Raw genomic sequence first — 12904 nt, 5'->3', positions numbered from 1 at the left:
CTAGTAGTTTCCTTGTGCATGCATTGCTTCTGCAACTTTTACAAATCCTGCAATGTTAGCTCCAGCAACTAGGTTATATCCAAAACCATAGTCTTCTGATGCTTTCTTACAGTTATTGTAGATGTTAACCATTATTTGGTGTAATTTTGCATCTACTTCTTCTGCAGTCCAAGCTAATCTCATGCTGTTTTGTGACATTTCAAGAGCTGAAGTAGCAACTCCACCAGCGTTAGCAGCCTTTGAAGGTCCTACTATTACGCCGTTCTTTTGGAAGTATTCAACAGCTTCGTTTGTACAAGGCATATTAGCTGCTTCACAAACAAATTTAACTCCGTTTTCAACTATTTTCTTAGCTTCATCTATTTTAATGTCGTTTTGAATTGCACATGGTATTACAATATCAACTTTAACTCCAAATGGTTTTTCTCCTGGGAAGAATTGAACACCATACTTATCAGCATAATCTTTAATTCTTGCACCTTTGTTTACTGTTAACATTTCTACCATGTAATCTATCTTTTCTCCTGTTACTCCTTCTGGATCATAGATGTATCCATCTGGTCCTGATAGAGTTACAACTTTACCGCCTAATTGGCTAACTTTTTGACATACTCCCCATGCAACATTACCGAAACCTGATACAGCAACTGTTTTGCCGTTGAAGTCTGTTCCTTCATGCTTAAGCATTTCTTGGCAATAGTAAGATACACCGAATCCAGTAGCTTCTGGTCTTATTAAGCTTCCGCCATAAGTTAAGCCTTTACCAGTAAGAACTCCATTTTCAAAAGCTCCTCTGATTCTTCTATATTGTCCATAAAGATATCCTATTTCTCTTCCGCCAACTCCAATATCTCCAGCTGGAACGTCAACGTCTGGTCCTATATGTCTATAAAGCTCAGTCATAAAGCTTTGGCAGAATCTCATTATTTCAGCGTCTGACTTTCCTCTTGGGTCGAAGTCTGAACCACCTTTACCTCCACCTATTGGAAGGCCAGTTAATGAGTTCTTTAATATTTGCTCAAATCCTAAGAATTTGATTATTCCTATATAAACTGAAGGATGGAATCTAAGTCCTCCCTTGTAAGGTCCTATAGCTCCGTTGAATTGTACTCTGAATCCACGGTTAACTTGTACGTTTCCATTGTCATCTGTCCATGGAACTTTGAACATGATTTGTCTTTCTGGTTCACAGAATCTTTCTAAAAGATTTTCATCCATGTACTCAGGATGTTTTTCAAGTACTGGTCCTAAAGAACCTAAAACTTCTTCAATTGTTTGTAGGAATTCTGGTTCACTGCCATTTCTTTTCTTAACGTTTTCAATAACTCCATTGATGTAAGCTGTTACTCTTTCTTTTGTCATTTTATGATACCCCCAGACAAATTAATTTAAATTTTGTTAAAAAAATCATTGGTTAATCGCTTACATTCATAATACTATAATTATTAGAAATTTTAAACTTATTTAACTAAATTCAATAATAATTAATGTAAAAATAAATTTAGCCTTAAATTTATTTTTACAAACAATGGACAAACACAGTTCAATTTAAAACATTAAGGTTATTTTAGCAATAGCTTAAAATTTTAAACGGATAATGCAAAAAATGTTAAAAAAATAACAAATGAAATCGTTATGATACCTTAAATTTTGTGGACTTTTACTGGTGTTTGATTGTATAATATTAATCGATTTAAGATAATATTATAAGATTCATTAAAAATTATGTATTTTAATTATTATTATTTTAATATTTAAATATATATACTATAATCAGAACGAATAATTAATTGTTCAACTAGAGAGGTGTGTCCATGGATAGTTTAGATGTGAAAATATTAAAGTTATTGGAAAATAACGCAAGAGTTACAGCTTCAGAAATCAGCAGCAAAATTAATTTATCTATACCAGCGGTAAGTGATAGGTTAAAAAAGCTTGATGCATCTGGTGTAATAGAAAAGTATACTGTAATTATTAATGCTAAAAAATTAAATAGAAATCTTACAGTAATTATGTTTATTAGTTTAGAATCACCTAAATACACTAACAAGTTTTTAGAAGCAGTTCAGAGAGAAGAAGAGATTTTAGAGTGTCATTATCTTGCAGGAGATTATGATTATGCGTTAAAAATCATTACAGAAAACACTGAAACTCTTGAAAAACTTCTTAATAAAATAAAAAGCTTAAATGGAATTAGCAAAACAAAGACGACAGTTTCTTTATCTACAATTAAAAATAATTATTCTGTAATGCCATCGGAAGAGGATTATTAAAAGAATATTTGTTTAAGGATTCCAAGTTTTTTATATTTAGTAAGGTTTATAAATACTATCATGAAAAGGTGGGATTATTAATGAAATTTTCTAAAAGAATATCAGATATGCAATTTTCTCCAATACGCAAACTTGCACCTTATGCAGAAATCGCGAAAGAAAAGGGAGTTGAGGTATATCATTTAAATATTGGACAACCAGATATAGTAACTCCAGATTGTTTCTTTAATGCTGTTAAAGAGTATGAGGAGAGGGTACTTAAGTATTCAGGTTCTCAAGGAATTGATAAATTAATTGAAAGCTTCATTAAATATTATAAAGTTTGGGGCGTTGATTTTGAAAAGAACGAGATACTAATTACAAATGGCGGCAGTGAAGCAATTATGTTTACATTGATGGCAATTTGCGATGCTGGCGATGAAGTAATTATACCTGAACCTTTCTATACAAATTATAGTGGTTTTTCAGATGTAGCTGGTGTTAAAGTGGTTTCTTTTATGACAAAAGCAGAAAATGGATTCCATTTACCATCGAAGGATGAAATTGTTAGTAAGATAACAAATAAAACAAGAGGAATAATTATTTCTAATCCTGGAAATCCAACAGGTGTTGTATATACATATGAAGAAATACGAATGTTAGCGGACATAGCAAAAGAGCACAATATTTATATAATTGCTGATGAAGTCTATAGAGAATTTGTTTATGATGGTTTAAAATATACATCTGCATTAACTATGACAGATGTTTTAGATAGAGTAATTTTAATTGATAGTATTTCAAAACGTTATAGTGCATGTGGAGCAAGAATTGGACTTGTTGCGTCCAAAAATAAGGATTTAATCAATCAGATATTAAAGTTATGTCAATCTAGACTCTGTGTGCCTACCTTGGAACAAATTGCAGCAGCGAACCTAATAAATACTCCAGAAAGCTATTTTTATGGAGTAAAGGCTGAGTATGAAAACAGACGTAATATCCTTTATAATGCACTATACAAAATTCCAGGAGTTATATGTGATAAGCCAACGGGTGCATTTTATATAGTTGCAAAACTTCCAGTTAAAGATGCAGAGGATTTTGCTAAATGGATGCTTACAGATTTCTCTTACAACAATAAGACCGTCATGTTCGCTCCAGCTGAAGGTTTTTATGCTACACCAGGTTTAGGAAAAGATGAAGTTCGTTTCTCATACTGCATTAATTCAGATGAGTTAGAGGATGCAATGGATATCTTTGAAAGAGGATTAATACAGTATTTAAATATGCAATAATACTTTTAAAGTTTAGTATAGGTATATGTAAATTATATCTCTAATGTATCTTAATATCTATTTTCAAATACATATATCAATATAATAAACATAGGTAGAAAATATAATGGCTGTTACGAATTTATATCGGAACAGCCATTTTTTTATAGATATCCAACTTCGATAATTGACTTACCCCTATGAATACCGCTAATAAGTCAACTGACCGCCTAGTAACTCTATATAGGATCAAAGTTGAGTTTACAAAAAATTCACAATGTTATATAATGGTTATACATCATTATATTTCTATTTTTTAAAAAAGGGGTGAATAATGTGTTGAAAATGCTTAGACACAAAAAACTGACAGCAAAGTTAATGACACTGTTTATGCTTTTTTCACTTCTAACGCCTGGCGCGTTTACGAATGTTAAAGCAGAAGCAGCATCTAAAGCCTTCGACTTAATTGAAATTACTGACTTTCATGGGGCTTTAGAAGATTCTAGTACACCAGCGCTACCTGTTGGTGGAGTTCTTGCAAAGAACATAAAAGATATAAAAAATGCAAATCCAAACAGAACTCTGGTTATAGGTGGAGGAGACCTTTACCAAGGTTCACCGATGTCCAATGTATTATTTGGAGTACCAGTTCAAAAACTTATGAGCAGCATTGGAATGGAGGTAACTGCTCTAGGAAATCATGAATTTGACTGGGGATTGGACAAGATTATAAACACTACAATGAAGGATGCAAAATACTCAATAATTTGTTCAAACCTTTATGACAAAAATAAAGGGACAAGAGTATTTGATCCATATAAAATCATTACTAAGGACGGAGTTAGAATAGCACTTATTGGCGCAATAACTACAGAAACTCCAAGTGCAGTTTTACCTGCTAATGTTGCTAACTATAAATTTACAGAACCAGCAGTAGAAATAAATGCTATTGCAAAGGATATAAAAGATAGTAAAAAAGCTGATGTAATACTGGCTGTTATGCATGAAGGCAGTAATCAAGACAGCAAAACAGGACCTGTATTTGATATAGCAGATAAGCTTTCTAATGTGGATGCAGTTATAGGGGGACATTCTCATACTGCTGTACAAGCTACAAGCAAGACAGGCATACCTGTTGTAATAGCTAAAGCTCAAGGAAAAGGCTTTACAGATTTAAAAATGAACGTAGATTCATCAGGAAAGGTATCTTTTACAAATGTAGAGTCAAGCTTTATAGCACTTGACAATAATAATCCTAATGGATATAAGGCTCAGACTCCGCTTACTGACAGTGAAGCTTTAGCGATAGTAAATGACAGTAAAAACCAAGTAGGACCTACATTTAAAGAAGTTATAGGAAATACAAAAACTGATTTAACAAGAATGCAGAATTCTAACCCTTTTGGAGAATCTTATCTTGGAAACTGGACTTCTGACGTTATAAAAACAAAGGGTCAAGCTGAGGTTGGATTCCAAAACAATGGAGGAATAAGAGTTGACGTACCAGCAGGAGATATAACTGTAGGAACAATGTTTTACCTAATGCCTTTTGACAATGAAGTTGTTACAGTTAATATGAATAAAGCTCAGTTGATTAAAGTATTTGAACAAGCTGTAGCAGATAAAGGAAAGGGAATTCAATCTTCAGGCCTTAAGGTTTCTTATGATATGACTAAACCAAGCGGTAGTAGAGTAATGAGCCTAACTAGAGAAGATGGAAGAGCTATATCAGACAGTGAAATAATTAAGGTTGCTACCAATGACTTTTTAGGACAAGGTGGCGATGGATTTGTAGTATTTAACGAGCCTTCTGTTAAGACAACTTTAAACAATACACATATACTTGTTAGAGATGCTTTAATTGAAAATGTAAAAGCTAACAAAGGTATAGTTACAAACATGGATGGAAGACTTGTAGGAAATGGTGATGCAACTATAACTATAGTTGGTACATCAGATCTTCATGGAAATATACTGCCAATTGATTATAGTAATATGAAGCCTGCAAATCAAGGATTAGCAAAGGTTTCAACTTATGTAAAAGGCATTAGAAATGCAAATCCTAATGTAATGCTTGTAGATTCAGGAGACACAATACAGGGAACTCCACTTTCATATTACTACGACAAGGTAGATACAACTTCAGAATATCCAATGATGAAAATAATGGGTGCAATGAAATATGATACATGGACTCTTGGAAACCACGAATTCAACTATGGTTTAACAGTTTTAAATAGGGTAATTAAAGATGCTCAAAAGGAAAATATAAATGTTTTGTCAGCAAACACTTATAAAACTTCAGATGATTCAAATTTTGTAAAACCATATACTATTAAAACATTTAAAGTAAATGGAAAAGATATAAAAGTAGGTATATTAGGGTTAACAACTAAATGCATACCTAACTGGGAGAATGCTTCAAACTATGAAGGTTTAAAATTTAATGACTTAGTAGATGAGGCTAAAAAATGGGTACCAGTATTAAGAGATACAGAAAAAGTTGACGTATTAGTGGCTACAATTCACAGTGGAGAAGAAAGTGCTAATGATACAATACCTGAAAATCAAATTAAAGCTGTGGCAAGTAGTGTTAATGGAATCGATGCTATAATATGTGGACATGCGCATTCTAATATCCCTAGTGACCTTACTGTTAAAAATCCAAGTGGAAAAGTTGTCCCAATTACAGAGCCTGGTAAATGGGCTCAAGCTGTTTCACAAATTGACATAAGTGTGAAAGCAGATGGAACTGTGGGAACTGTTACTACAAAAACTGTAAAGATGGATGAAAAAATTGAGGCAGATCAGAATATATTAAAGATTGCTGAGCCTTATCAGGATGCAACTATAAAATATGTCGGAACTGTTATTGGAAGCTCTACAGGAGAATTCTCAGGTGCAAATCAAACAACGGAGCCTACAGCTCTTATGGATTTAATAAACAAAGTGCAAATGGATGGAGCTAAAGCTCAATTATCTATAGCAGCACCTTTAAGTGCAAGTGCATATATACCAAAAGGCGATGTTACAATTCAAAGCATGATGGGAGTATATGTATTTGAGAACTTCTTATATGGAGTTAAAATGACAGGTGCTCAGCTTAAAAATTGGATGGAGTATTCTGTTAGATATTATAAGCAGGTATCAAATCCAGGTGATCAAATAGCTAAGGATTCAGTATTAAATATTCCAGACTATAATTTAGATCAATTATATGGAGCAACTTATGATATTGACTTAACACAACCAGCATGCACCGTTGATACAAAAACAGGATTAGTTACATCTGGTAACAGAATTAAAAACTTGAAAGTTAATGGTGTGCCTGTAAAGGATACTGATGTATTCACAGTTGCAATAAACAACTACAGATACAATGGCGGAGGAGGATTTATGAAGGCCGCAGGACTAAAGCCAGGAGATCCTTCTATAACAACCTATGATTCAGCAAAAACACTAGGTGATGATGGACAAGTTAGAAATATGATGATTAAATATATCCAGGATAAAAAGACGATTACTCCAGATGTGGCAAATAATTGGAAGATAAGCACTACGCCAATACTTCCATTTACAGTACAGAGCATTAAAGGTGTAGACAGATATGAAACTGCAGCAAATGTTTCAAAGAATGGATGGGATAAAGGTTCAGAATATGCCTTTATTGCAAATGGAGAGGTATTTGCAGATGCTCTTTGCGCAGCACCACTTGCTAAAAAATATAATGGACCAATACTTTTAACTAAGTCCAATGAGCTTCCAGAAGCTACAAAGGCTGAATTAGAAAGACTAGGAGTAAAACATGTAATAGTTTTAGGTGGAGAATCAGTAGTATCAAAAAATATTGAAAATACTCTTCAAAATTCTTTAAAAATAAAACCAGATGTAAAGAGAATATCAGGAACAGACAGATTCGAAACTTCTGTAAATATAGCAAAAGAACTTGGCACGAAAGACAGTGCTGTTATAGCAAATGGATATAACTATGCTGATGCACTATCAATATCAGCTGTAGCAGCTGCAAAGGGAATGCCAGTACTTTTAACAGATAGAAACAAGCTTCCAGAAAGCGTAGACGCATATCTAGCTAAGAATAAACCGGCTAATTCATATATAATTGGACTAGAAGGTTCCGTAAACAAAGATGTTAAAGCAACGGTAGATGGATCAGCTTCAACTTCATCTATAAGATTAGGTGGAAATGATAGATTTGAAACAAATGTGAATATACTAAAGCAGTTTGAAAAAGACATTAACTTTGAAAAAGTATATGTTGCTTTAGGAGATGGTCCTAAGGGAGATGAATTTGCAGATGCTCTAGCTGGTGCAGCGTTGGCAGCAGAGGGCAGTTCACCAATAGTTCTAACTTACAAATCTATTCCAAAAACTTCAGTAGATTACATGAAGAATAAACTTAACTCAAATAGTATTGTTATATTGATAGGAGGGCAGGCTGTAATACCAGCAGGCTTCTAAATTTATTAATTATAGACCATACTGCATCTAAATTGGTGGTATGGTCTATTTTTCTTTTGCCTAAAAGCAAAAGGACATGAAAGTAAGTTTAAGCTTACTTAGCATGTCCTTAGCTTTTTTAAATGAAAGTTGAAATATATTATGATTGAGATGATACATATCTTAGACTTTAATAATTTAAGCTATAAAGCTATCATAATAAGAGCCAGAATCAATGATATCCTTTTCAACAATGTCTTTTATATTATAAAAATTAGCGAAACAGTTTAAAAATTCTTCAGGAGACATACCAGATTTTTTTAGACTAGCATCTAAATCTTTTAGTAATTCCTCAGGAGTTTTAACTATAGTATTGTTCATAACATACACCTCACAATTGTAATATATACTATATAATATGCGTTAATTAAAGAAAAAACACACATATTTAATTTTATTTTCATATATAGTATAACACTAATAAAAAATAATTCAATATGTGATTGCGAATTTTATATATTATTTGACTAAAAAGGTTACAGCGGTATATAATATGAAAGTTCGATCATGGCTGTAAATATATTGTAATTGTCTTAGTATTTTAAATTCCTTCCGATAAATCTATGTATTTAATTATGAGAAAATAGTAAAATTAGAATACAATATAAATTGTCCAAATGAGAAATAAGTTTAGAGAAATAGTTTTCTATATATTTATTGAAAAGATAATATACTGAAAGGAGTAATGAATAATGATTGTGGTATTATCACCAGCAAAAACTTTGAATTATAATAAAAAAACTTTAGCTAATTTATATACGGAGCCAATATTTCAGAAAGAAGCTATTGAGTTAGTAAAGGAACTTCAACAATATACTCCTCCAGAATTAAGTACATTAATGAAAATAAGTGATGATTTGGCGGAGTTAAACTTTAAAAGAAATCTAAGCTTTCAAGCGAAAGCTAATTTAGAAAATAGCAAACAAGCAATTTTAACTTTTTCAGGCACAGTTTATCAAGGAATGAGAGCTGATGAGTTCAGTGAAAATGAGCTGCAGTTTGCTCAGAATCATATAAGAATTCTTTCTGGTTTATATGGTGTACTTAGACCGCTGGATCTGGTTCAGCCACATAGACTAGAGATGGGTATTAAACTTAAAAATTCAAAAGGAAAAGATTTATATTCTTTCTGGAAAGATAAGATTACTAATTATTTAAATGAAGAAATCAATAAACATAATGATAAAATTTTAATTAATCTAGCATCCAATGAGTATTTTTCTGCTATTGATACAAAAAGTTTCGCAGGTAAAATTATTAATATAAGCTTTAAAGAATATAAATATGGTGCATATAAAATTGTAGCTGTTTATGCTAAAAGGGCAAGAGGCTTGATGTCCAGATATATTGCAGAAAATAAGGTTAAGAATATTGAAATATTGAAAAACTTTGAAGAAGAAGGCTATGCTTATAATGAGGAGCTATCTTCAGATAATGAATTTGTATTTACAAGACATGGCAAGATATAATCATGTGAAAAAGTTTTAGGAGGATTGTATATGTCTATAACTATACATGAGGCTTTAGAATTTGAGAGCTTTAAGGGATTTAAAATTATTGCTGGAAATAAGGGACTTTCAAATAAAATCACTAACGTTGGAATTTTGGATTATGAAATGGGTGGTTTAATAGAAGAGAACTTCATTGAAGGAGAGTTTGTAATAAGCACACTAATGGTAATAAAAGATAACATTGAAGAATTGTACAAGATTGTAGAAAAAATGATTTCAATAAAAATAAGCGGATTAGCAATTAAAAGTGTGTACTTTAATACCATACCTGATGAAGTTATAGAACTAGCGGATAAAAACTTTTTCCCAATTATGATATTCAGTGATACATATTTTGAACACATAATTACAGAGGTTGCTAAAGCTATCGATGAAAGGAAAGAAAATGAGGCATTATCACTTAAGATAGACAATATTTTATATAGTAATCTAGATAGTTTGATTATAAAAAAGATAGCACATGAAATTAATAGAAATTTTAAAGAGAAGAATATAGTAGCCTTTTGTAAAAGGAAAAGTAAGGAAAGTTTAATGCACAGGTCGATTTTCTTTAGTAAAGAGGATTATAAATCGTTAAATAAAATCATACCATATAAGGATGGCTATATTTTTATTAATACCTTTGAAAAAATAAGTTCCAAAGAAGCTAAAAAACTTATAGTAAAAAGATTAGAGGAATGTGGAATTACTGCCAAAGAGTATATCATAGGAGTAAGTAGTTTGTATAAAAAACTAGGTGAATTGAATAATTCTATAAAAGAAAGCATGTACTCTTTTAAATATTCAATAGCCTATAAAAAGGATATTTCATTTTTTGATGAGATTGGAGTTAACAAAATCCTAATTCCTCTTATAGATAATCCATGGGTATTGAAATACTATAACGAAATTATAGAGCCACTAATTGTTTATGATGAAAATAATGATACAGAACTATTAAGAACTGCTGTAAAGTATATTGAAAATAATGGAGATATTAAAATAACTGCTAAAGAATTATTTCAACATAGCAATACTATAAGATACAGAATAGAAAGGATAAATAAAATATTGAATGAAAATTATGATAACACACATTTTTATGAAGAGCTTGCAGTAGCCATAAGAATATATAATTTATTAAACAACAGGTTGTAAAAATTACAAAAGGACCTATTGTAGAATTTAAAATCTTACAAAGCCAAAATCCCCTGAATTAGTATATTATATAAGTAGATTGAAGCAATAGAATATATTGCTTTTATTAATGTTAAGGGGGACTTTAGTAATGACAAAACAAGTTAAAGCAGATGCAGCATTATTATTTGTAACAGTAGGTTGGGGGACATCTTTTTGGTTAACGAAGAACTCCATATCTGAAATGCCAACTTATAATTTTTTGGCAATTAGGTTTATTATAGCCTTTATGATATCATCGCTTATTTTTATAAAGCATATGGTGAAAATAGGAAAAAAAGAGTTAAAGTATGGGACTATGATTGGAGCCCTCTTATATTCTTCTTTTGCATTTCAGACTGTAGGGTTAAGCTATACTACTGTTTCTAAATCAGCATTTATTACAGGGTTCAGTGTAGTTCTGGTACCAGTTTTTTCTTCAATTATGACTAAGACAAAGCTGAATGGTAAAATATGTATAAGTGTAACTTTAGCTCTTGTAGGGTTAGCAATGCTTACGCTAAATCAAGGAATTGCGGACATAAATATAGGCGATATATACACGCTTATAAGCGCTGTTCTATATGCTCTTTATATTATATTTGTAGGCAAATATACTGCAAATGTAGAATCTATTTCATTTGCTATTATCCAAATAGGCGTAGTTGGCTTACTAAGTATGGTAACATCACTTTTTATAGAAAAGCCTATAATTCCTACAAGTTATAATATATGGGGAAGCATAATAATGTTGAGTGTAGTTTGTACAGCCGGTGCTTTTATTATTCAAAACGTAGCTCAGAAGTACACAACTGCAACACACACAGCATTGATTTATACAGCAGAACCAGTTTTTGCAGCTATATTTGCTTATATAGTTTCAGGAGAGACTTTAAGTTTAATAGGATTCTTTGGTGCTGTGTTAATATTGTTAGGGACATTGATTTCAGAAATTGACTTTAAAATGGTGTTTAACAAAAATAGTATTAAAGAGATGCCTGAAATAGATGCTTAAAAGTATAAAATAAATTTCAAATATAGAAGAACTGCAAATGGATTTTTAATTAATCTGCTTACAGTTCTTTTTTAGGTCCTCTTTGCCTGATTCATCAAGCTTTCTAACTACTGCTATTAACCATGTAATTGGAATTAATATACCTAATGGAAGTATTATAAAAGGATTTTTTAAAAGATCTAAATTGATATGTTGAACAATATTTCGTGGTATCATAGCTAAGGCTGCATTAATAGCTACCATAGGCATAATCAATGATTTATAATCTTTTAAATTTAACCACTGAGCCAACCCTACAATTTCAGGATAGTAGAAAACTAATAATTCAGTATAACTAGATAACATCCAGAGTGCAATGAAACCTGCATCAAATCCAGAAATAAAATTAGTAACACTAATATAACGTGAAAGATAATGTAAAGGATTTATGAGCTTTGTAGTCATATTGGTACCAGTAAAGCCTATTATTACAATTGTTAAAAGCATTAAAAGTATTGCTGAAATGGACATACCTATAAGCAGAGCTTTTTTGCTTTCCTTTATTACATTCAAACATGGAAGCCATAATGCCATAAAAAGTACTGTTTCTACAGCAAAGGGAAACAAAAACACTTGGCTCTTTAAAATAGGCATAAAACCATTCTCAAGAAAAGGTAATATATTTGAAAAATTTTCATTTGGAAGATTAAGACATAAACTAGAAATTATTAAAATAATTATTATTGGCATAAATAATTCTGTTGTTCTCGCAAATACCTCAAAACCATTTCGCATCACATAAATAGTTAATATAGACATTAAAATATTTAATATACTTAGTGGAGTGAAAGGGAAAAAAGGGCGCAGCGTTTCTAGAAGATCTCTCATAATTATTGGAGCCATCAACCAAAATCCTAAAATATAATAAAGTCCAGCAAGTTTTCCTATGAATTTACCTAGTACTACAGGTAGACACTGAATAAAGGTCTTTTGAGGAAAACGACGGCCCAAACTAATTAAGATCAGTCCATCTAGTGCAGCAATAATATATGCTAGTAAAACTGAAAGCCAAGCATCTCTTCCAGAATATTTAACTGCAGGTGCAGTTATAACCACAAATATATCTCCAATGGCACCTGCAAGTACAAGCATTAAAGCTTGATGGCCAGATATTTTTTCACTCTGAAACAAAAACTTCAA

The 12904-nt window shown here is 31.5% G+C and carries 9 protein-coding genes; 6 read left to right on the top strand and 3 right to left on the bottom strand.

The genetic code is table 11. From position 1 onward, the window contains the following. On the bottom strand, positions 1-1362 hold the full coding sequence (gdhA, locus tag ACZ5N4_RS16680; protein ID WP_464203624.1) for an NADP-specific glutamate dehydrogenase: 1362 nt from the start codon (positions 1360-1362) through the stop codon (positions 1-3). A 452-nt stretch (positions 1363-1814) separates the two neighbouring features. Between gdhA and ACZ5N4_RS16675 the strand changes: the two genes are divergently transcribed. From ACZ5N4_RS16675 to ACZ5N4_RS16665, 3 genes are all read left to right on the top strand, one after another. Then, positions 1815-2273, top strand: coding sequence for an Lrp/AsnC family transcriptional regulator (locus ACZ5N4_RS16675; protein WP_464203622.1), 459 nt, complete (start codon positions 1815-1817; stop codon positions 2271-2273). Between the two features lie 80 nt (positions 2274-2353). Then, positions 2354-3547, top strand: a complete 1194-nt coding sequence (locus tag ACZ5N4_RS16670; RefSeq protein ID WP_464203621.1) for a pyridoxal phosphate-dependent aminotransferase — start codon at positions 2354-2356, stop codon at positions 3545-3547. A gap of 324 nt (positions 3548-3871) precedes the next feature. After that, on the top strand, positions 3872-8005 hold the full coding sequence (locus tag ACZ5N4_RS16665; RefSeq protein ID WP_464210989.1) for a 5'-nucleotidase C-terminal domain-containing protein: 4134 nt from the start codon (positions 3872-3874) through the stop codon (positions 8003-8005). A gap of 177 nt (positions 8006-8182) precedes the next feature. Here ACZ5N4_RS16665 and ACZ5N4_RS16660 read toward each other — a convergent pair whose 3' ends face one another. Continuing rightward, positions 8183-8365, bottom strand: a complete 183-nt coding sequence (locus ACZ5N4_RS16660) for a hypothetical protein (RefSeq protein ID WP_464203620.1) — start codon at positions 8363-8365, stop codon at positions 8183-8185. Between the two features lie 371 nt (positions 8366-8736). Between ACZ5N4_RS16660 and yaaA the strand changes: the two genes are divergently transcribed. From yaaA to ACZ5N4_RS16645, 3 genes are all read left to right on the top strand, one after another. Then, positions 8737-9513, top strand: a complete 777-nt coding sequence (gene yaaA, locus ACZ5N4_RS16655; protein ID WP_464203619.1) for a peroxide stress protein YaaA — start codon at positions 8737-8739, stop codon at positions 9511-9513. A 30-nt stretch (positions 9514-9543) separates the two neighbouring features. After that, positions 9544-10692, top strand: a complete 1149-nt coding sequence (locus tag ACZ5N4_RS16650) for a PucR family transcriptional regulator (RefSeq protein WP_464203618.1) — start codon at positions 9544-9546, stop codon at positions 10690-10692. A 130-nt stretch (positions 10693-10822) separates the two neighbouring features. Next, on the top strand, positions 10823-11725 hold the full coding sequence (locus ACZ5N4_RS16645; RefSeq protein ID WP_464203617.1) for a DMT family transporter: 903 nt from the start codon (positions 10823-10825) through the stop codon (positions 11723-11725). A gap of 45 nt (positions 11726-11770) precedes the next feature. Here the strand turns inward: ACZ5N4_RS16645 and ACZ5N4_RS16640 are convergent, their stop codons facing one another. Next, positions 11771-12895: a GerAB/ArcD/ProY family transporter gene (locus ACZ5N4_RS16640; protein ID WP_464203616.1), complete on the bottom strand. Its 1125-nt coding sequence runs from the start codon at positions 12893-12895 to the stop codon at positions 11771-11773. Positions 12896-12904 lie beyond the last annotated feature (9 nt).

Source organism: Clostridium nitrophenolicum, from assembly GCF_055391695.1.
The sequence above is the reverse complement of the archived record's forward strand: the minus strand, read 5'-3'. Positions and strand labels throughout refer to the sequence as shown.

What these genes read in the sequence shown, in the direction of transcription:
- yaaA (WP_464203619.1), top strand. Translation starts at nt 8,737, where the DNA reads ATGATTGTGGTATTATCACCAGCAAAAACTTTGAATTATAATAAAAAA.
- ACZ5N4_RS16650 (WP_464203618.1), top strand. Translation starts at nt 9,544, where the DNA reads ATGTCTATAACTATACATGAGGCTTTAGAATTTGAGAGCTTTAAGGGA.
- ACZ5N4_RS16660 (WP_464203620.1), bottom strand. Translation starts at nt 8,365, where the DNA reads ATGAACAATACTATAGTTAAAACTCCTGAGGAATTACTAAAAGATTTA.
- gdhA (WP_464203624.1), bottom strand. Translation starts at nt 1,362, where the DNA reads ATGACAAAAGAAAGAGTAACAGCTTACATCAATGGAGTTATTGAAAAC.
- ACZ5N4_RS16645 (WP_464203617.1), top strand. Translation starts at nt 10,823, where the DNA reads ATGACAAAACAAGTTAAAGCAGATGCAGCATTATTATTTGTAACAGTA.
- ACZ5N4_RS16670 (WP_464203621.1), top strand. Translation starts at nt 2,354, where the DNA reads ATGAAATTTTCTAAAAGAATATCAGATATGCAATTTTCTCCAATACGC.
- ACZ5N4_RS16665 (WP_464210989.1), top strand. Translation starts at nt 3,872, where the DNA reads ATGCTTAGACACAAAAAACTGACAGCAAAGTTAATGACACTGTTTATG.
- ACZ5N4_RS16675 (WP_464203622.1), top strand. Translation starts at nt 1,815, where the DNA reads ATGGATAGTTTAGATGTGAAAATATTAAAGTTATTGGAAAATAACGCA.